Origin of the sequence: Microbacterium dauci (assembly GCF_030065535.1) — a bacterium.
Taxonomy (GTDB): domain Bacteria; phylum Actinomycetota; class Actinomycetes; order Actinomycetales; family Microbacteriaceae; genus Microbacterium; species Microbacterium dauci.
Genome location: NZ_JASJND010000001.1, coordinates 261,047 through 281,263, shown reverse-complemented (window position 1 = coordinate 281,263; position 20,217 = coordinate 261,047). Strand labels below are relative to the sequence as shown.

The 20,217-nt window shown below is 70.5% G+C and carries 19 protein-coding genes; 7 read left to right on the top strand and 12 right to left on the bottom strand.

Translation table 11 applies throughout. The annotated features are described in order from the left end of the window. Positions 1–15 precede the first annotated feature (15 nt). Positions 16–2,172: a DEAD/DEAH box helicase gene (locus tag QNI14_RS01285; protein WP_283714377.1), complete on the bottom strand. Its 2,157-nt coding sequence runs from the start codon at positions 2,170–2,172 to the stop codon at positions 16–18. A 236-nt stretch (positions 2,173–2,408) separates the two neighbouring features. On the opposite strand from QNI14_RS01285, the gene deoC reads away from it, so the two are divergent. Further along, a complete protein-coding gene (deoC, locus tag QNI14_RS01280; protein WP_283714376.1) occupies positions 2,409–3,119 on the top strand; it encodes a deoxyribose-phosphate aldolase in 711 nt (236 codons plus the stop codon). Between the two features lie 16 nt (positions 3,120–3,135). On the opposite strand, the gene QNI14_RS01275 is transcribed toward deoC, so the two are convergent. From QNI14_RS01275 to truB, 4 genes are read right to left on the bottom strand one after another with little or no spacing between them, the layout of a single operon-like run. Beyond that, positions 3,136–4,101: a bifunctional riboflavin kinase/FAD synthetase gene (locus QNI14_RS01275; RefSeq protein WP_283714375.1), complete on the bottom strand. Its 966-nt coding sequence runs from the start codon at positions 4,099–4,101 to the stop codon at positions 3,136–3,138. After that, positions 4,098–4,568, bottom strand: coding sequence for a hypothetical protein (locus tag QNI14_RS01270; RefSeq protein ID WP_283714374.1), 471 nt, complete (start codon positions 4,566–4,568; stop codon positions 4,098–4,100). The genes QNI14_RS01275 and QNI14_RS01270 overlap by 4 nt, the downstream gene beginning before the upstream one ends. Before the next feature lie 24 nt (positions 4,569–4,592). Next, on the bottom strand, positions 4,593–4,961 hold the full coding sequence (locus tag QNI14_RS01265; protein ID WP_283714373.1) for a hypothetical protein: 369 nt from the start codon (positions 4,959–4,961) through the stop codon (positions 4,593–4,595). Continuing rightward, a complete protein-coding gene (gene truB / locus QNI14_RS01260; protein ID WP_283714372.1) occupies positions 4,958–5,851 on the bottom strand; it encodes a tRNA pseudouridine(55) synthase TruB in 894 nt (297 codons plus the stop codon). Before truB ends, QNI14_RS01265 begins: the two co-directional genes overlap by 4 nt. Positions 5,852–6,047: 196 nt before the next feature. Here truB and QNI14_RS01255 point away from each other — a divergent pair, with 196 nt between their 5' ends. Continuing rightward, entirely contained in the window at positions 6,048–6,914 is an 867-nt protein-coding gene (locus tag QNI14_RS01255) for an HhH-GPD family protein (RefSeq protein ID WP_283714371.1), read from the top strand. Here the strand turns inward: QNI14_RS01255 and rbfA are convergent, their stop codons facing one another. From rbfA to nusA, 4 genes are all read right to left on the bottom strand, one after another. Continuing rightward, positions 6,915–7,349 (bottom strand): 30S ribosome-binding factor RbfA, encoded by a 435-nt coding sequence (gene rbfA, locus QNI14_RS01250; RefSeq protein ID WP_283714370.1) that lies wholly within the window; start codon positions 7,347–7,349, stop codon positions 6,915–6,917. Positions 7,350–7,487: 138 nt separating this feature from the next. Next, on the bottom strand, positions 7,488–10,235 hold the full coding sequence (infB, locus tag QNI14_RS01245) for a translation initiation factor IF-2 (protein ID WP_283714369.1): 2,748 nt from the start codon (positions 10,233–10,235) through the stop codon (positions 7,488–7,490). 94 nt (positions 10,236–10,329) lie between these two features. Then, complete coding sequence (locus QNI14_RS01240; protein ID WP_283714368.1) at positions 10,330–10,596, bottom strand: YlxR family protein; 267 nt, start codon at positions 10,594–10,596, stop codon at positions 10,330–10,332. A 9-nt stretch (positions 10,597–10,605) separates the two neighbouring features. Then, positions 10,606–11,595, bottom strand: a complete 990-nt coding sequence (gene nusA / locus QNI14_RS01235; protein ID WP_283714367.1) for a transcription termination factor NusA — start codon at positions 11,593–11,595, stop codon at positions 10,606–10,608. 121 nt (positions 11,596–11,716) lie between these two features. Here nusA and QNI14_RS01230 point away from each other — a divergent pair, with 121 nt between their 5' ends. Beyond that, positions 11,717–12,517 carry a DUF1206 domain-containing protein gene (locus QNI14_RS01230; RefSeq protein ID WP_283714366.1) on the top strand — a complete coding sequence of 267 codons (801 nt, stop codon included), beginning with the start codon at positions 11,717–11,719 and terminating at the stop codon, positions 12,515–12,517. A gap of 6 nt (positions 12,518–12,523) precedes the next feature. Here the strand turns inward: QNI14_RS01230 and QNI14_RS01225 are convergent, their stop codons facing one another. The 3 genes from QNI14_RS01225 to QNI14_RS01215 all read right to left on the bottom strand — a co-directional run bounded on the left by QNI14_RS01225 (position 12,524) and on the right by QNI14_RS01215 (position 16,308). After that, positions 12,524–13,333: a hypothetical protein gene (locus tag QNI14_RS01225; RefSeq protein ID WP_283714365.1), complete on the bottom strand. Its 810-nt coding sequence runs from the start codon at positions 13,331–13,333 to the stop codon at positions 12,524–12,526. 4 nt (positions 13,334–13,337) lie between these two features. After that, positions 13,338–14,417, bottom strand: coding sequence for an LOG family protein (locus tag QNI14_RS01220; RefSeq protein WP_283714364.1), 1,080 nt, complete (start codon positions 14,415–14,417; stop codon positions 13,338–13,340). A 94-nt stretch (positions 14,418–14,511) separates the two neighbouring features. Then, positions 14,512–16,308 (bottom strand): proline--tRNA ligase, encoded by a 1,797-nt coding sequence (locus tag QNI14_RS01215; RefSeq protein WP_283714363.1) that lies wholly within the window; start codon positions 16,306–16,308, stop codon positions 14,512–14,514. Positions 16,309–16,370: 62 nt separating this feature from the next. Here QNI14_RS01215 and pcp point away from each other — a divergent pair, with 62 nt between their 5' ends. Genes pcp through QNI14_RS01195 form a run of 4 tightly spaced genes read left to right on the top strand, consistent with a single transcriptional unit; the run spans position 16,371 to position 20,208 of the window. Next, a complete protein-coding gene (gene pcp / locus QNI14_RS01210) occupies positions 16,371–17,006 on the top strand; it encodes a pyroglutamyl-peptidase I (protein ID WP_283714362.1) in 636 nt (211 codons plus the stop codon). Between the two features lie 35 nt (positions 17,007–17,041). Beyond that, entirely contained in the window at positions 17,042–18,481 is a 1,440-nt protein-coding gene (locus QNI14_RS01205) for an RNB domain-containing ribonuclease (RefSeq protein WP_283714361.1), read from the top strand. A 45-nt stretch (positions 18,482–18,526) separates the two neighbouring features. Next, on the top strand, positions 18,527–19,192 hold the full coding sequence (locus QNI14_RS01200; RefSeq protein ID WP_283714360.1) for a GntR family transcriptional regulator: 666 nt from the start codon (positions 18,527–18,529) through the stop codon (positions 19,190–19,192). Further along, a complete protein-coding gene (locus QNI14_RS01195) occupies positions 19,189–20,208 on the top strand; it encodes a 1-aminocyclopropane-1-carboxylate deaminase (RefSeq protein WP_283714359.1) in 1,020 nt (339 codons plus the stop codon). Before QNI14_RS01200 ends, QNI14_RS01195 begins: the two co-directional genes overlap by 4 nt. Positions 20,209–20,217: the final 9 nt, after the last annotated feature.

Genomic DNA, 20,217 nt, shown 5'->3' with positions numbered 1-20,217 from the left:
CGGCCGGCGGCGACCTCAGGCTGCGCCGAGCGCCTGTCGCAGCAGGTGCATGAGCGCCGAGAGCTGCACCGAGTCGCTCGAGGTCGGGTCGACCGCGTCGCCGTCGAGCGCGCGCTGCGCGAGCCCCTGCTTGCTGTCGATGAGCTCGGCGATCTTGGTGTCGATCGTGTGCGCGGCGATGATGCGCCACGCGGTGACCGGCTCTTCCTGACCGATGCGGTGCACGCGGTCGATCGCCTGCGTCTGCTCGGCGGCCGTCCACGAGAGCTCGGCGAGCACGACGTTCGACGCCGCCTGCATGTTCAGGCCGACGCCGGCTGCCGTGAGGGAACAGACCGCGATCGCGACGTCGGGGTCGCCGTTGAACGCGTCGATCGCCTCCTGGCGGGCGGGCGTCGACTGGTCGCCTCGGATCGAGACCGTCCGAAGCCCGGCGGCGGCGAAGTGCGCCTCTGCGGCATCCATCACGTCGATGTGCTTCGCGAAGAACACGACCTTGCCGACCGAACGCTGCAGCTGGGCGGCGTAGTCCGCCGCGAGCTGGGCCTTGGCCTGACCGATCCGGCGGACCATCGTGAAGACGTTCTCCGAGCCCGACCCCGACGCCTTCGACTCCTCGAGCTCGCCGTGCGCGACGAGGCGCACGATGTCGTCGTCCGCCTCACCGGGGATGACGCGGTCGCCGCGAGCCTCGATGATGCGGCGGTACTTGGCCGCGAGCCGCTCGCCGAGTTCGCGCTCGGCGGCGCGGATCGAACGACCATATTCGTCGTCCAGTTCGACCGGCAGGTCGGCGACGAGCTTGTCGGGCAGGTCCGCCGCGACGTCCTTCTTCTTGCGCCGGACGATGCCCATCGAGATGACGGCGTCGCGCGCTTCGGGGTAGAACGCCTTGTCTGCGGGCGTGTAGCCGGTGGCATCCAAACGTTCCATGAGGACCGGACCGGGCTTCTCGCCGTTCGTCCAGCCCAGGAACCGCCAGATCGCGTCGAAGTCCTCGACGTCGTTGATGAGCGGCGTGCCGGTGAGGGCGAGCAGCAGCGGATCGCGGACCTGCTCGCGGATGCGCGAAGCGAGGGCGAGCACGTTCTGCGAGCGCTGCGACGTGAGGTTCTTGATGAAGTGCGCCTCGTCGACGACCATGCCCTTCAGCCCGATCGAGCTGAGCCAGGACAGGTGCCGGTCGAGGATCTCGTAGTTCACGATGAAGACGTCCGCGAACGCGTCCATCGTCTCGCCGTCACCCTGGATGACGGTGGCGCGACGCTGCGGCGTCCACCGCTCGACCTCGCGGGCCCAGTTCATCTTCACGACGTTCGGGACGACGACCAGCAGCGGGTACGCGTCGGCGACGGATGCCGCGAGCACCGACTGCGCCGTCTTGCCAAGGCCCGGCTCGTCGGCGAGGAGGAAGCTGCGATGCCCATCGCGGACCGCCTCGAGGAACCGCGACTGATGCGGCATGACCTCGAGGCCCTTCGGCGACAGCCGGTCGAACTCGGGCACCTCGGGGAGCTCCATCGACGCGGCGCCACCACCGGCGCCGGTCTCGAACGCCTTGTAGAGCGGCCCCATGAGCTCCCAGCCGTCGAGCCGACGACGAGCGGTTGACACGGGTGCGCGCAGCGCGACGTCGGGGGCGAGGAACGGGTTCGACTCGCGGCGAGCCTCGATCTGCGGCGGCTGCACCTGACGTCCCTCGAGCGCCGCCGGGACGACCGTGACCTGGGGCGGCTTCACGTCGGTGATGATGAGCTCGTCTTCGGGCAGCTCGGCACCGGACTCGAGCAGCCAGTCGCGCCGCATACGGCGGGCGACCGGGGAGGTCGCCTGGTCGACCTCGAGCAACTGGATGAGCGACGTGTCGCGGGCGGCGGTCTTGGCGAGGATCGTCGCGACGCCGTCGAGCCGCTTGAGCAGCTCGGCGCGGGCGCCGTCGGCGATCTCGCTGTCGGCCTTGACGCGGGCGCGCTCCTCGCGGACGAGGAAGGCGATGACCTGGAACTTGACGCGGTTCGTGGGCCCGAGCTTTCCGCGCTGCGCCTTGGCCTCGACCTCGCGCACCTTGCGGGCGAGGATCGGGATGAGCGGGGCGTCGTCGTCGCGGCGCGACGATGATGTGCGGCGTCGACGGTTGGTCGACTTCGGGGCGGTGGCTGCCGTGGTCGGCATGCTCCTCCTGAGCGTGACACCGGTCGGAACCGGTGGGCCCGGCCGCGCGCGGCGGGCGGATGGACCACGGCGATACGCCGCGGCGAGGGGATGTACCCGGGTCGTCTCGGCTGCGGGCACTCGCTTCTGCGAGCAGCGGCGACGGGACGGACCCTTGCGGCCATTCTAGCGCGTTCCCGCAGTCCGCACCGTCGCCTGCCGGAAGGAGGGGGGCCTCGGACGCGTACCCTGGAGTCATGCCCACCGAACGCGAACTCGCCGCCACCATCGACCACGCGATCCTGAAGCCGGAGCTCACGCGCGCCGACGTCGACGCCGAGCTCGACATCGCCGCCGAATGGGGCGTCTTCAGCGTCTGCGTCCGCCCGAGCGACATCGCGTACGCCGTCTCGCGCCTCGCGGGCACCGGCGTGGCCGTCGGCACCGTCATCGGCTTCCCGCACGGCACCACGTCGACCGCCGCGAAGGTCGCGGAGACCCGCCAGGCCCTCGCCGACGGCGCCGCAGAGGTCGACATGGTCGTCAACATCGGCGCCCTCCGTTCGGGCTTCGACGACGTCGTCGCAGATGACATCCGCGCCGTGGTCGAGGCGGCATCCGGCCACATCGTCAAGGTCATCCTCGAGACCGCGTTGCTCGACGACGAGCAGATCGAACGCGGCAGCCGGCTCACCGAGCAGGGCGGCGCCGATTTCGTCAAGACCTCGACGGGCTTCGCCGGGGGCGGCGCGACGATCCCCCACGTGAGCCTGATGCGCGCCAACGTCGGTGAGGGCGTGCAGGTCAAGGCCTCGGGCGGCGTCCGCAGCTACGCCGACGCGCTCGCGATGCTCGAGGCCGGTGCGACGCGCCTGGGCACGAGCGGCAGCGCGGTCATCCTCGGAGAGGCGCGCCGCGTCGACGCCGGCGAGGAGAGCACCGGCGCGATCGACTCGGTCTCGTACTGACGCTCGACTGAGGGATTCAGCGTCCGGGTTGCAGCGCGACCCGGACGCTTTCCACGTCACCGCGCATGGTCTCGATGAGGGCCTCGATCCCCTCGAACTTCACCATGCCGCGGATGCGCTTCACGAGCTGCACGTGCACGGTGTGCCCGTAGAGATCGAGCTCGGTCTCGTCGAGCACGTAGGCCTCGACCTGCCGCACCGGCACGTCGTCGAACGTCGGGTTCGTCCCGATCGAGATCGCGGCCGGGTACCGGGTCGCGGCCGACAGGCCACCGGCATCCGATCCCTCGTCGATCAGCCAGCCTGCGTACACGCCGTCTGCGGGGACGAACCCCTCGGGACCGACCTCGAGGTTCGCCGTGGGGAAGCCGAGCTCGCGGCCCCGCTTGAGACCGTGCACGATCTCGCCGCGGATCGCGTGCGGCCTGCCGAGCAGGCGCGCCGCGCCCTCGACGTTGCCGTCGGCGAGGAGTTCGCGGACCCACGTCGACGAGACGCGCCGACCGCCACCCTGCACGTCCGACACGACGTCGACCGTGAAGCCCGCGCGGGCGCCCAGCTCGGTCAACACGGCAGGGTTGCCCGCGCCACCCCGTCCGAAGCGGAAGTCGTCGCCGACCATGACGCACACCGCGCCGAGCGCGTCGACGAGCACCAGCTGCGCGAACTCCTCCGCCGTGAGGGCGGCGAACGCCTCGTCGAAGCGGAGCACCAGCGTGGCATCCACACCGGCGTCGGCGAGGAGCGCGATCTTCTGGTCGACGCTCACGAGCGACTCCGGGCACAACTCGGGATGCAGCAGGCTGAGCGGATTGCGGTCGAACGTGACCGCGACGACACTCGCCGCGGCATCCGTCGCCGTCACCCGCGCACGGTCGATGACCGCACGGTGACCGGAGTGCACCCCGTCGAACTTGCCGATCGCCACGACGCTCGGGCCGAAGCCGGCGGGCACCTCCGCCGGATCGAAGAAGACCTTCACCAGGACGACCTCTCCATGGTCTCGGGAACCGGCACGGCGTTCCGGTGCGTGATGAGCCACCACAACCCGATGAGCGGGAGGATCAGCGGAACCCAGATATAGCCGTACCCGAAGCCCGACCAGACAGTCGCATCGTGCGCGAACAGCTCGGGCAAGACGAGGCTGAGCGTGCCGACGACGAGGACGCCGACGAGTTCGAAGACGATGGCGATCCACGCGATGACGAACCAACCGGTAGACGCCGACTTCACGAGCGCGACCGTCGCGAGGATGTAGACCACCGCGGCGAGCGCAGACAGCGAGTACGCGACCGGCGCCTCGTCGAACTCGCGCACGATCTGGACGAACGATCGACCCGTCGCTGCGAGCGCCATGATCGCGTACACGACGACGAGCACCCGGGCGACGCCGGTCATGCGGCGCGTGGCAGGGGGTGCGGTCGCGGGCGACGGGGCGGTGTCAGGCATGGCACCTCAATCCTACGTTCGCGCTCACGCCACCTGGATCGTCCAGATCACGTGCATCCGCCACACCATGACGGCGATCGCGAACGACGCGACGCCCATCACCACGGTGCTCCAGCGGCCCCGCTCGATGAGCGCCCACACCACCGCGGCGGGCGGGATGAGGACCGCCGAGACGAGATACACCCAGTACTCGAGCAGGTCGCCCGTCGGAGGGTTCCCCGCGAACGGTGAGACGATCGCGATGACCACCTGCGCCAGCAGAAGCAGCAGCACGAGCCCCTGCGAACCGACGCTGAGATCGCTCGGTCGACGCCCGGCGAGGCCGAGGACCGTGCAGAGCAGCCCTGCCGCGCACGCGACGGAGACCTGCGTGATCGTGAACCAGAAGATCACGGCTGTTCCTCCGGCATGTTCATGACGCTCTTGACGTCGTCGCCGCGGCGCCCGACGACACCGACGAGCTCGCCATCCGGGTCGATCGCCGCCGGCGTCTCGCCGTGCAGGCGTGACGCGGCGCCGAGGAGTCGCTTGCCGTGCCGCAGGTCGCGCGCTTCGTCGGCGGTCACCGGGAAGGCTCCCAGGACGGATGCCGCCACGTCCGCGGGCCGCTGCAGCGCCGCATCCGGTGCGATCTCCACGACCGCGTCCACCACGTCGAACGTGCCGATCCGGGTGCGGCGCAGTGCCGTGAGATGCCCGCCGACGCCGAGCCCGGCGCCGAGGTCGCGGGCGAGGGCCCGGATGTAGGTGCCGCTCGTGCAGTCGACGACCACGTCGAGGTCGATGACGCCGTCGCCGCGACGGGTCTCGAGGACGTCGAACCGCGAGACGGTCACGGCGCGGGCCTTCAGCTCGACCTGCTCCCCCGCCCGGGCGAGGTCGTAGGCGCGCTTGCCGCCGACCTTGATCGCCGACACCGTGCTCGGCACCTGCTCGATTTCGCCCGTCAGCGCCGCGATGCCGTTCCGGATCGCGTCGTCGGTCACGGCCGTGGCATCCGCCGTGCCGGTGACCGTGCCGTCCGCGTCATCGGAGTCAGTGGTCACGCCGAGGCGGATCGTCGCCTCGTAAGTCTTGTCGAGGCCGACGATGTAGGTGAGCAGTCGCGTCGCAGGGCCGACGCCGAGGATCAGGAGGCCGGTCGCCATCGGGTCGAGCGTGCCCGCGTGGCCGATCTTGCGGGTCTGCAGCGCGCGGCGTGCGCGTGCGACCACGTCGTGGCTGGTGATGCCGCCGGGCTTGTCGACGAGCAGGACCCCGCTCGGGCTCGGCGTCTGATGCATGCCTCCAGCCTAGTTCGACGCCTGCGTCGGGCCCGCGCGTCGCGCTGCACCGCAGGAACGGAGGAGATCGCACGAACGGAGGAAGAGCTCAGCGCATTCGCCCCTCCGAACGCGCGATCTCCTCCCGTTCGAACGGGGAATGCGCCGCGACTTCGGCGCGCGATGCGGAGGCGCGCGAGGCACGTACGCTGGGTCGGTGCCCGACCTCGACCCACCGCTCATCGCGTGGTACCGCGCGAACGCCCGGGACCTCCCGTGGCGGGCGGAAGGCTTCGGCGCGTGGGGCGTGCTCGTGAGCGAGTTCATGCTGCAGCAGACCCAGGTCTCGCGCGTGATCCCCCGGCTCGAGGAGTGGCTCGAGCGCTGGCCCACCCCGGCCGACCTCGCGGCCGCTCCCCCGGCCGATGCGGTGCGCCTCTGGGCGAACCTCGGGTACCCGCGCCGCGCACTGTGGCTGCACCGCGCGGCGACCGAGATCCGCGACCGCCACGACGGCGTCGTCCCCCGCGACGTCGACGCGCTGCTCGCCCTCACCGGGATCGGCGACTACACGGCCCGGGCAGTCGCAGTGTTCGCGTATGGCGACCGGCATCCGGTGGTCGACACGAACACCCGACGCGTGCTCGCCCGGGCCGTCGACGGCAAGTCGCAGCCGGGGGCTCCCTCGAAGGTCGACCTCGCGTCCATGTCAGCGATCCTGCCGACGGACGACGCGGATGCCGCGATCCTCAACGCGGCCGCGATGGAGCTCGGTGCGGTCGTCTGCACCTCCCGGTCACCGCAGTGCGACGCCTGTCCGATCTCGCATGCGTGCGCGTGGCGCGCCGCGGGATACCCCGACACCGGCGACGACCGCCGGAAGCAGGCGCGCTACGAGGGCAGCGACCGGCAAGCGCGCGGTGCGGTGCTCCAGGTGCTCCGAGCGGCATCCGACCATTCGGCGCCGTTCGATGCCGTCCTCGCGGAGTGGCCGGACGCGCTCCAGCGGGCGCGCGCGATCGACTCGCTCGTGCGGGACGGCCTCGTCGAGGTCACGGACGGCAGGCTGCACCTGCCGCGGTGATCAGTCCTCGTCGTCCGCGTCGCGCGGCTTGAGGTAGGGGTCGGCTTCGCCGGCGTAGGTGCCGGATGCCGCGATCCCTGCGACCGCCGCGTCGCGCTCGCGGGCCTCGCGGAGCAGGTCTTCGATGTGCCCCGCGTTCTCGGGGAGGCCGTCGAGGATGAACTCGAGGGTCGGGGTGAGGCGGACGCCGAGCTTGCGCCCGACCTCGCTGCGCAGCATCCCCGTGGCAGCCTTCAGCGCGGCGGCACTGTCGGCGCGCGCCGCGTCGTCGCCGTAGACGGTGTAGAACACCGAGGCGTGCTGCAGATCACCGGTCACCCGGACGTCGGTGATCGTGACGAATCCGAGGCGCGGGTCGCGCAGCCCCTTCTCGAGCCGCTCTGCGATGAGCACCCGGATCCGGTCGGCCAGTCGAGCCTGTCGTTCTCCAGCCATGTCCTTCTCCTTCTCCACCTCGAGCCCACGTGTGCGGGTCGAGGAATTGCGGAGGCGATGGATGCCATCGGGATAGTCGGGGTCTTGGGGGTCCCGTTATCCCGATGGCATCCATCGCCGTAGCAACAGACGAACAGATCAGCCGCGCGGCTTCTCCACCATCTCCGTCGTCTCGATCTCGTCACCGATCTGGATGTCGTTGTACTTGCCGAGGCCGATACCGGCTTCGAAGTCGGTACGGACCTCGGTGACGTCGTCCTTGAAGCGACGCAGCGACTCGATGGCCAGGCCATCGGCGATGACGACGCCGTCGCGGATGACGCGCGCCTTCGCGTTGCGCGTGATCGTGCCCGAGCGGACGATGACACCGGCGATGTTGCCGAACTTCGAGGAGCGGAAGACCTCGCGGATCTCGGCGACGCCCGACTGGACCTCTTCGAACTCCGGCTTCAGCATGCCCGTGAGCGACTGCTCGACATCGTCGATCGCGTTGTAGATGACCGAGTAGAACCGGACGTCGACACCCTCGCGCGCAGCGCGCTCGCGGGCCTTCGTGTCGGGACGGACGTTGAAGCCGATGACGATCGCGTTGTCGATCGTCGCCAGGTTGATGTCCGACTCGGTGATCGCACCGACACCGCGGTGGATGATGCGCAGCTGCACCGACTCGTCGACCTCGATCTTGAGCAGCGACTCCTCGAGTGCCTCGACGGCACCGGAGACGTCACCCTTGATGATGAGGTTGAGCGACTCGACCTTGCCCTCTTCGAGCGCACGGGTGAAGTCTTCGAGCGAGATGCGCTTGCGGGCCTTGGCCAGCTGGGCGTTGCGCTCGACAGCTTCACGCTTCTCGGCGATCTGGCGGGCCATGCGGTCTTCTTCGGTGACGATGAACACGTCACCGGCGCGGGGCACGGAGTTGAGACCCTGCACCTGGACCGGACGCGACGGGTATGCCTCGTCGACCGTCTCGCCGTTCTCGTCGATCATGGCGCGCACGCGGCCGTAGGCCGTGCCCGCCACGATCGCGTCGCCGACCCGGAGCGTTCCGGACTGGATCAGCACCGTGGCGACCGAGCCGCGACCCTTGTCGAGCTTCGCTTCGATCGCGACACCGCGCGCCGCCTTGTTCGGGTTGGCCGTGAGGTCGAGGCCCGCGTCGGCGGTGAGGAGGACTGCGTCGAGCAGCGCCTGGATGTTGGTGCCCTGGCGAGCCGAGACGTCGACGAACATGACGTCGCCGCCGTACTCCTCTGCGACCAGGCCGTACTCGGTGAGCTGCTGGCGCACCTTGGCCGGGTTGGCGTCGGGCTTGTCGACCTTGTTGACCGCAACCACGATCGGCACGTTCGCCGCCTGTGCGTGGTTCAGCGCCTCGACCGTCTGCGGCATGATGCCGTCGTCGGCGGCGACCACGAGGATCGCGAGGTCGGTCACCTGCGCACCACGCGCACGCATGGCGGTGAACGCCTCGTGACCCGGGGTGTCGATGAAGGTGATCGCACGCTCGATGCCCTCGTGCTCGGTCCACACCTGGTACGCACCGATGTGCTGGGTGATGCCACCCGCCTCACCGGCGACCACATTGGTCTGGCGGATCGCGTCGAGGAGGCGCGTCTTACCGTGGTCGACGTGACCCATGACGGTGACCACGGGAGGACGGATCTCGAGGTCGTCCTCGCTCTCCGCCTCCAGCTCTGCATCCAGGTCGAGACCGAAGCCCTCGAGGAGCTCTTTGTCCTCATCCTCGGGCGAGACCATCTGGATCTTGTAGCCGAGCTCCTCACCGAGGATCTCGAACGTGGCCTCGTCCAGCGACTCGGTAGCCGTGGCCATCTCGCCGAGGTTGAAGAGGATCGTCACCAGGGTGCCCGGCTGCACGGTATAGCCGCGCAGCGCCTCGAGCTTGTCCGCGAAGTCCGAGATCGACGCACCACGACGCAGGCGGATCGTCTCGCCGTTGCCCTTCGAGACGTTGACGCCGCCGACGACCGGCGCCGACCGCATCTCGAACTCTTGCCGCTTCGCCCGACGCGACTTGCGCTGCTTCGACTTGCCGCCGCCCTTACCGAAGGCACCCGCGGTGCCACCGCCGGGACCACGGCCGCGGCCACCGCCGCCACCGGGACGACCCGCGAAACCACCGCCGGGAGCGCCGCCGGGACGCGCGGCACCGAAGCCGCCGCCACCGGGACGACCGGGGCCGCCGGGCCGCTGCTGGAAGGGTGCGCCGGGACGACCGCCGCCACCGGGACGACCTGCGCCACCGGGACGCGGAGCGCCGGGGCGCGGGGCACCGGGACGCGGCGCCTGCGGACGCGGGATGTTGCCGGGCGAAGGACGCTGGCCCATGCCCTGCGCCGACGCGAACGGGTTGTTGCCCGGCCGGGGGCCGGCGGGACGCTGGCCCATGCCCTGCGACGACGCGAACGGGTTGTTGCCCGGGCGCGGTGCGCCACCGGACGCGCCGCCGGGGCGGGGTGCGCCGGGCTTGGCGGGTGCGGGCGCCGCGCCACCGGGCTTGGGAGCCGAGTCGGACTTCGGTGCACTGTCGGCCGCGGGTGCTGCCGGAGCGGATGCCGCCGGCTCAGCGGCGGGCGCCGCCTTGGGGGCAGGTGCGGGGGTGGGCGCTGCGGGCTTGGGTGCGCCGGGACGCGGCCCCTGACCCTGGGCCTTCTGGCCCTGTGCCGCCGGCTTCGCGGGCGCGGCGGCGGGGGCCGTCGCGCCGTCAGCCTCGAGGGCGGCGCGGAGCTTGCGCGCCACCGGGGGCGCGATGGTGGACGAAGGGCTCTTGACGTATTCGCCGAGCTCCTTCAGCTTCGCGAGGGCGACCTTGCTGTCGACACCGATCTCGGAAGCGATCTCGTGTACGCGTGGGTTTGCCACAATTCTCCTGTCTGGGGGCCCGCCCCAGGACAGGGCGGACCATCATTTGCGGACGGGTCTCATTTCGAGCCGTTCACTTTGTGTCCATTGCCGTTCAGCCTTTTCGCTGGTGGGTATCTGATGTGCTGCGCGATGCCACGTCCGCTGTCTCCAGCGCGCCGTTGCTGCGCAGTGCTCGTCCGAAGGCCCGGCGCCGCAGCGCGGCATCCAAGCAGGTGTCCGTGTCATGCACCCACGCACCGCGACCCGGCAGAACGGCTTTCTCGTCGGGGACGAGGGCGCCGTCCCTGGCCACGACGCGGAGCATCGAGGACCGGGGGGCACGCGCGCGGCACCCCACGCACGTTCGAACAGGTTCCATCCTACCGCGTCAAGACTCGTCGAGAATGCTGTCGGGCTGGATGTCGATCTTCGCGCCGGTCAGCTTGGCGGCGAGTCGGGCGTTCTGCCCCTCCTTGCCGATGGCGAGCGAGAGCTGGTAGTCGGGCACGAGTGCGCGGACGGCCTTGCTGGTCTGGTCGAGCACGAAGCTCGAAGTGACCTTCGCGGGCGACAGCGCATTGGCGACGAAGGTGGCGAGCGTCTCGTCGTAGTCGACGATGTCGATCTTCTCGCCGCCGAGCTCCTCGGTGACCGCGCGGACGCGGCGGCCGAGTTCGCCGATGCAGGCGCCCTTGGCGTTGATGGAGGGTTCGTTCGCCTTCACCGCGATCTTCGTGCGGTGCCCTGCCTCGCGGGCGAGGGAGACGATCTCGACGACGCCGGACGCGATCTCGGGGACCTCGAGCGCGAACAGCTTGCGGACGAGGCCCGGGTGCGTGCGCGACACGGTGATCTGCGGACCCTTGAGGCCCTTCGAGACGGAGGTCACGTAGACGCGCAGTCGCGAGCCGTGAGCGTACTCCTCGCCGGGAACCTGCTCTTCGGGCGGGAGGATCGCCTCGACCGTGCCGAGGTCGACGTGCACCATGCGCGGGTTCGGACCCTGCTGCACGACGCCGGCGACGATGTCGCCTTCCTTGCCCTTGAACTCGCCGAGGACGGCGTCGTCGGCGATGTCGCGCAGGCGCTGGCTGATGACCTGCTTCGCGGCGAACGCGGCGATGCGACCGAAGTCGTCGGGGGTGGACTCCTCCTCGCCGATCACGACGCCCTCGTCATCGCGCAGCGGGACGAAGACGGCGACATGGCCGGTCTTGCGGTCGAGGTGGGCACGCGCACCGTCGGGGAGTTCGCCGTCGGGCGAAGTGTGCTTCGCGTAGGCGGTGAGGATGGCCTGCTCGATGATCCGGATCAGTTCCTCGAACGGAATCTCCCGCTCGCGCTCGACAGTCCGCAGCAGCCCCAGGTCGATGTCCATCGGTGCCTCCCTCTTCAGTTGATGTGCTCATGTGCCGCCGCCCGCGCGTTCGCGCTGCGGCCCGCGGCATCCCATCAACGTTACCCGATCGCGCGTGGCCCCACCCTGAGAAGATCGTCGGGTGACGGATGCCGCGAGAGACGCCGCGCGCAGCGTGCGCCGCTCCCCTGTCGCGCGCATCCTGGCACGCGGAGGCTACGCGGCGAACGGCGTCGTCCACCTCGTCTTCGGCGTCGTCGTGATCGTGATCTCCTTCGGAGGCCGGGGAGAGTCGGACCAGATCGGCGTCTTCACTGCGCTCCTGGCTGCGCCCGCGGGCCTGGTGCTCGTCTGGGTCCTAGGACTCCTCCTCGCCGCCCTCGGAGTGTTCCAGGCGTTGCGGTCGATGCTCGTGAAGGGGACGGATGCCGCGGCGTGGGGGCGCCGCGGCTCCGCGGTGGGCCAGGCGGTCGTCTACCTCGCCCTGGCCGCGATCGCCGTGTCGGTCGCCCTCGGCGCACGCCCCGACGGCGATCGGAGCGCGCAGCAGATCACGGGGACGCTGTTCGCGACACCAGGCGGTGTCTTCGTGGTCGCCGCCGCCGGCGGTGGACTTGTGATCGGCGGACTCGTGTTCGCGTCGATCGGTGCGCGGAGGTCGTTCGACACGCAGGTGCGCATCCCTCACGGTCGAATGGGCGCGGCCGTCTCCGCGTCGGGTGTCATCGGGTACCTCGGGAAAGGTGTCTCCGTGGTGATCCTCGGCGTGCTGCTGATCGTCGCAACGGTCAAGCAGGAACCCGAAGCCGCTGGTGGCTTCGACGCGGCGATCAAGGCACTCCTGGACCAGACGATCGGTCCTGCGCTCGTCTTCCTGATCGGGCTCGGCCTCATCGTGTACGCGGTGTTCTGCTTCCTGCGGACGCGCTACGCCAAGCTCTGACGCGCGCTAGCCCCCGAAGCCGCACCAGTCGGCGACCCATGTCAGGATGCGCGCCTTCGTCGCGGCATCCGCTGCGAGCTCGATCGCGCCGGGCACGCCGTCGACCTCGACGTCGAGCGCAAAGATCGTGCCGCGCTTGTCCTCCTGCACGACGTGGGGATCGCATCGCTGCGGCACGAGCGGGACGCGCACATCCAGGGCACCCGTCGGCAGGTCGTAGGCGAGCACCCCGTCGCCGAACTGGAGGAGCGGCGTCGACTGCACCGAGCGGACGCGCACACCGTCGGCGACGCCTCCGACGAGTCGGAGGGATCCGGGCTCCCCCGCCACACCCGGTGAGAAGTCGGACCACGCGAGCGACAGCGCTTTCTGGACTCGCTCCGCGAGACACTCGCGATCGTGCAGCCGGCCCAGGAAACCGAGCGGATCGCGGAGCGGCAGCGCTTCCTCACCGTCGTCGAGGACGAGCACGATGGTGCCCGCCGCGGCAGCCTGGTCGCACGCGACCGGCGGAAGTTCGACGGTCAGGTCGATCGATTCGCCGGCCGGCAGCGGGGGCGCATCGCGCTCGATGGGGTCAGCCAGGAGCGGGCTCTCGACGCGGATACCGCGCAAGGCGAGCTCGGTGCCGGCGTCGTTCACGACCCGGACGCGCGCGCGACGGTCACCCTCGTCGGCGCGCTCCTGATGCAGCCACGCATCGAGCGCCGCCTCGGTCGCACCCGGGGTCGGGGCCGTGCCGGGCGCTCCGCACGCCGCGATCGTCAGAGTGAGCGCACCCGCGACGAGCGCGGCGAGGAGCCGGCCGCCGAACATGGGCTCAGCGTACGGGCCGGGGCTCCTCGGGCGGCGTCGCCGCGGGAGCAGAGGAAAACGCACCGACTGCCCGGATGAGTCGGTGGAGATCGCCGACGCGATACCGATCGAACGTCATCACGAGTCGCGGGAGGTCGAGGCGGTCACCGTCACGGATCTCTTCCGGCAGGGGCGCGGTGCGTTCGATCCGGCCCTCGGTGACGAGCCCGGAGAACTGCTCGGCGAGTCCGTCGACCTCTGCGTCCGTCGGCTCGGCGCACAGTCGCAGCACCAGTTGCGATCCGACCCAGCGGAGCGAGTCGTAGTTGCGCCAGAATCCCGTGATCTCGGATGCCGCGGCCTCGACGGAGTCCGTCACGAGGACACGGTCGAGGTCGTCGGGAGAGATGACACCGCCGGGGATCAGGTGCTCGTCGGCGAACTGCTGGAGCCCCTGCCAGAACGACCCGCCGGGGGCGTCAAGCAGCACGATCGGCGTGGGATCCGCCTTCCCGGTCTGCTGTAGGGTGAGCAGCTCGAACAGCTCGTCGAGCGTCCCGAATCCACCAGGAACGCAGACGAACCCCCGCGACTCCTTGACGAGCATGAGCTTGCGCGTGAAGAAGTACTTCATCGCGACGACCCGGTCGGCCTCGGCGATGATGGCGTTCGGCTTGTCCTCGAACGGCAGCCTGATCGACACGCCCAGTGAGCGGTCGGGTCCCGCCCCCTCGGCGGCGGCCTGCATGATGCCGGGCCCGGCCCCCGTGACGACCATCCAGCCGCGCGCGGCAAGCGCGGCGGCGACGTCGGCAGCGGCGCGGTAGAGCGGGTCCGCGGGCCGCGTGCGCGCGGATCCGAAGATCGTGACCTTCGGCACACCCTCATACGGTGCGAACAACCGGAACGCCGATCGCATCTCGGTGAGCGCGGACGACGCGATCTTCAGGTCGAGGCGACCGGTCTCGTCGAGGCCGAGCCCGATGCCGGTCGCGAGGATCCGGGCGATGAGGTCGGCGTTCGCGGTGACGCCCGCCTCCTCGATGACGGCGCGGATGTGGTCGGTGACCTCACCGCCGATCGGATTCGTGGAGCTCGTCGACATACCCCCAGGCTGTCACGACGAGGCATCCGATGGGTGAACGCGAAACGCCGCCCGTCCCCCGCTCGGGGAACGGACGGCGTTCGGAGCGTTCGAATCAGCCGGCGGCGAGCGCGGCGACCGCCTCGGCGACGGAGACGTTGGTCCGCTCACCGGAGCGGCGGTCCCACAGCTCGACCTGGCCATCGGCGGCGCCGCGGCCGACGATCACGATCTGCGGCACGCCGATGAGCTCGGCGTCGCCGAACTTCACGCCCGGCGACACCTTGGGGCGGTCGTCGAAGAGCACGTCCTTGCCGGATGCTTCGAGCTCGGCAACGAGCTGCTCGGCGACCTCGAACGCGACGGCGTCGCGGCCGGTCGCGACGACGTGCACGTCGAACGGCGCGATCGACGCAGGCCACACGAGCCCGCGGTCGTCATTGTTGAGCTCGGCGAGGATCGCGAGGATGCGCGTCACGCCGATGCCGTACGAGCCCATCGTGACCGTGACGAGCTTGCCGTTCTCATCGAGCACCTTGAGCCCGAGCTTCTCGGCGAAGAAGCGGCCGAGCTGGAAGACGTGGCCGATCTCCATGCCGCGGGCGAGTTCGACGGGGCCCGAGCCGTCCGGCGCGGGGTCGCCCGCACGGACGGTGGCGACGTCGACGACGCCGTCGGCGGTGAAGTCGCGCCCGGCGACGAGCGAGTGGACGTGCTGCTCGTGGACGTTCGCACCCGTCACCCAGGCGGTGCCGGTGACGACGCGGGGGTCGAGGAGGTAGCGGATGCCGGTGGTCGACTCCTCACCGAGCACTGCACCGGCCTCGGACCAGGGCCCGATGTAGCCCTTGACAAGACCCTTGTGCTTTGCGAAGTCCGCCTCGGTGGCCGCTTCGACCTCGGCCGGGGCGAATGCGACCTCGACGCGCTTGTCGTCGACGTCGCGGTCGCCGGGCAGGCCGATGACGACGAGTTCGCGGGTGCCGTCGGGCTGCGTGAGCGCGAGCACGACGTTCTTCAGCGTGTGCGCAGCGGTCCAGGTCGTGGCACCGTCGGTCGCGGGACCCGCGACGCCGGGGGCCGGCGCGTCGAGGTGCGCATTGCTGTGCGCGACGAGCGTCTCGATCGTGGGGGTCGCGGGCGAGTCGAACACGACGGGGGTGCCCTCGGCGACGGGCAACGCGTCGGGCACGACGGTCGTGAAGGCCTCGACGTTCGCCGCGTACCCGCCCGCCGAGCGGACGAACGTGTCCTCACCGACGGCGATGGGGTGCAGGAACTCCTCGCTGCGCGCACCGCCCATGAGGCCGTTGTCGGCCGCGACGATCACGTACTCCATGTTCAGGCGCTGGAAGATGCGCTCGTAGGCGTCGCGCTGCGACTGGTACGAGGCATCCTGTCCGGCATCCGTCGCGTCGAACGAGTACGCGTCCTTCATCGTGAACTCGCGGCCGCGCAGGAGCCCTGCGCGGGGACGCGCCTCATCGCGGTACTTGTCCTGGATCTGGTAGATCGTCAGCGGCAGATCCTTGTACGACGCGTACAGGTCCTTCACGAGCAGCGTGAACATCTCCTCGTGCGTGGGCGCGAGGAGGTAGTCGGCGCCTTTGCGGTCCTGCAGACGGAAGATGCCATCGCCGTAGGAGGTCCAGCGGCCCGACTCCTCGTAGGGCTCACGGGGCAGCAGCGCCGGGAAGTGCACCTCGAAAGCGCCGGCGGCCGCCATCTCCTCGCGGATGATCGTCTCGAGCTTCGCCTTGACCCGCAGGCCCAGCGGCAGCCAGGTGAAGATGCCCGGGGCGGCGCGGCGGATGTAGCCGGCGCGCACCAGTAGGCGGTGACTGGTGACCTCGGCGTCGGCCGGGTCTTCGCGGAGCGTGCGGAGGAAGTATGTCGAGAGACGGGTGACCACGAGGCACAAGTCTAGGCGGGCACGCTCGATCCTCGTGGCGGCGGTCCGCCTAGCCTGGAGTGATGCGCACCGTGCTCCTGACCGGATTCGAGCCCTTCGCGGGCGACGCCGCCAATCCCTCGGGAGACGCGGTCCGCCTCGTCCAAGACCGGTGGACGGGACCGGAACGGCTCGTCGTGGAGGTGTTGCCCGTTGCCTTCGAGGCGACGACCGCCCGTCTGGCCGAACTCCTCGCCGCGCATCGCCCCGACGTCGTGATCGCGACGGGGCTGGCCGGCGGGCGCGACGCCGTCACCCCGGAGCGCGTCGCGATCAACCTCGCCGACGCCCGCATCCCCGACAACGCAGGCCACCGACCGCAGGACGCTCCGGTGATCGCCGGGGGCCCCGCCGCCTACTTCGCCACGCTCCCCGTGAAGGCGATCAGCGCCGCCGTGGCGACGAGCGGCATCCCTTCGACCGTCTCGCACACGGCGGGAACCTTCGTGTGCAACGCCACGATGTACGCCGCACTGCACGCCACATCGCAGTCGTCGGTACGGGCGGGGTTCGTCCATGTGCCCTGGGCCGACGGCGCCGCCCCGGTCGGCTCACCCTCCCTCCCGATCGAGCGGATCGCCGACGCCCTCGAGATCGCCGTGCGCGTCTCCCTCGACGCCGAATCCGACCTGGCGGTCGCAGGCGGCGCGGTGTCCTGAGACCCCGCGACGTCTCCACTCCATACACTGGCGGCGTGCCCCGACGTCGTGCTCGACTCGTCTCCCCCGCCCAGACCGAACTCCGCGCCTCGCTTGCGGCGCTCCGCGACGAGCTCGACCTGCCGAGCGGATTCCCGCCGGAGGTGGAGGCCGAGGCGGCGAGCGCCGCGATCGGCGTGGCCACCGACCCGACCGTCGCAGGCCTCGCCGACCTCCGCGGCATCCCGTTCCTGACGATCGATCCGGAGGGGTCCACCGACCTCGACCAGGCGATGCACATCGACCGCGCCGACGACGGTGGCGCCGTGCTCCACTACGCGATCGCCGACGTGCCGGCGTACGTCGCGTTCGGCGGCGCCGTCGACGCCGAAGCCCGACGGCGTGGCCAGACGCTCTACGCGCCGGACGGCCGCATCCCGCTGCACCCCACCGTGCTCAGCGAGGACGCCGCATCACTCCTGCCGGATCGTGATCGCCGCGCGTTCGTCTGGCGCTTCGTGATGGATGCCGCCGCCCGCCCGACCGAGACGACACTCACTCGCGCCGTCATCCGATCCCGCGCGCAGTGGTCGTATGTCGAGGCGCAGCGGGCGGTCGATGCGGGCACCGCACCCGACACCCTCCGGCACCTCGTCTGGTTCGGCGAGGAACGCTCGCGGCGGGAGAGCGAGCGGGGCGGTGCGAGTCTGAACCTGCCCGAGACCCGCGTCGTGGCCACGGACGAGGGATATGCACTCGAGGTCGATGAGGGCGTCCCCCTTGAGGACGCCAATGCACAGGTCTCACTCCTGACCGGGATGGCCGCGGCCGAGCTGATGATCTCGGGACGGGTCGGGATCCTCCGGACGATGCCCCCCGCCTCCCCCGAGGACATCGCCGCGTTCCGCGCGCAGACCGTCGGTTTCGGGCACCCATGGACGACGGGGGTGGCATACGGCGATTACCTTCGCGACCTGCCGCGGACGCCGCTCGGGCGGGTCGTCCGCGAGCACGCCGCCGGCCTGTTCCGCGGCGCGGGATACACCGTCTTCGACGGAGAGGTGCCCGCGGCCACGATGCAGTCGGCCATCGCTGCACCGTACGCGCACGTGACCGCACCCCTGCGCCGGCTCGTCGATCGATGGGTGCTCCTGATCTGCGAAGCTCTCGCGAACGGACGCGAGGTACCCGCTGACGTGCGGTCCTCTCTCGACGAGCTGCCCTCCATCATGGGCCGCTCCTCTCAGATCGCGACACGACTCGACGCGGGCACCGTCGACCGTGTGGCCGCCGCCCTCCTCCACGGGCGGGAGGGGCAGGTTTTCGACGCGGTCATCTTGCGGCGTCGCGAGGAGGACGCTCAGGTCGCGCTGACGGAGCCGCCGGTTGAAGCTCGGGTGCGCGACGTGGTCGGGGGGCCCGGGGCGACCCTCCGTGTCCGCCTGGTCCGTGCCGACATCCGCACCGGCACGACGGAGTTCGTCGCCCAGGCATGACGGAGGAGGTTGCGGTAGCGCTGCCGATCGTGTGCAATATATTGCATGCCGGTTCCATCGTCTCCGTTGCCGCCCCGCCCGCTGCTCCGCGACGAGGTGCGCGGTCGGCTGCGCGACGCGATCGTCGACGGAACGTTCGCCCCGGGTGAGCAGCTCCGCGATGGCGAGCTGGCGACATGGCTGGGCGTGTCACGGACACCCGTGCGCGAAGCCCTGCTCGATCTGGCTCGCTCCGGGCTCGTTCAGACTCTGCCCGGGCGCTCGACCGTGGTCGCGCCCGTCGACGGCGCCGAACTGAGCGACGCGCGCGCCGTCGTCGCCGCCATGCACCGCGTCGCGGTGAGCGAGGCGACCCCCCTCCTCACCGATGAGGACCTGGGCCGGATGCGACAGGCGAACGATGCCTTCGTCGCGGCACACGAGGCGGGTGACACGGATGCCGCTGCGGCCGCGGATCACGCCTTCCACGCCGTCACGGTCGAGCGCGCGGGCAACGTCGCCGTCCGCACCGTGCTCGCCCTCTACAGCCCCGTCCTGGAGCGCGCGGAACGGCTTCGGTTCGCCTCGCACGACGCCGCCCTCTCGGCCTCGCGGCATGCGGACCTCATCCGCCTGTGCGAAGAGCGGGACGTGCACGCCGCGGCATCCGTGGCCGAACGCATCTGGCTCGACTTGCCCACCGACCCGAACCCGACACAGGAGACCGCATGATCCTCGACCAGTTCCCTCGCCACCCGCTGACCTTCGGGCCGAGCCCGCTGCAGCACCTCAAGCGCCTGACGCAGCACCTCGGCGGCGCGCAGGTGTGGGCGAAGCGCGAGGACGTCTCGAGTGGCCTCGCCTACGGCGGCAACAAGGTCCGCAAGCTCGAGTACATCGTCCCCGACGTGCTCGCCTCGGGCGCCGACACGCTCGTGTCGATCGGCGGCTACCAGTCCAACCACACCCGCCAGGTGGCCGCCGTCGCGGCGCACCTCGGCCTCAAGGCTCGCCTCGTGCAGGAGAAGTGGGTGCCGTGGGAGGACCCGACCAACGACAAGGTCGGCAACATCCTCCTCTCGCGCATGATGGGCGCGGACTCCCGCCTCGACGAATCCGGCTTCGACATCGGCATCCGCGATTCCTGGAAGCAAGCGTTGCAGGAGGTGACGGATGCCGGTGGTACGCCCTACCCGATCCCCGCGGGCGCCAGCGAACACCGCCTCGGCGGGCTCGGCTTCGCGAACTGGGCGTTCGAGGTCGCCGAACAGGAGCGCGAACTCGGCGTCTTCTTCGACACGATCGTCGTCTGCACCGTCACCGGCTCGACCCACGCCGGCATGATCGCCGGATTCGCGGCGCTCGAAGACCTCACCGGAGTGAAGCGACGCGTGATCGGCATCGACGCATCCGCGACGCTCGAGAAGACCCGCGACCAGGTCGCGCGCATCGCCCGCAACACGGCGGCGCTCATCGAACTCGGCCGCGATCTGCGCGACGACGAGATCCAGGTGCTCGAAGGCTGGGCTGGTGAGCTCTACGGCGTGCCGGTGCAGTCGACGATGGACGCCATGGCGCTGGGCGCTCAGCTCGAAGCGATGATCACCGACCCGGTGTACGAGGGCAAGTCGCTCGCGGGCCTCATCGACCTCGTGCAGTCCGGCGACATCCCGAAGGACTCGACGGTGCTCTACGCGCACCTCGGCGGGCAGCCGGCGATCAACGCCTACCACTCGCTCTGGAGCTGATCGCCCCGG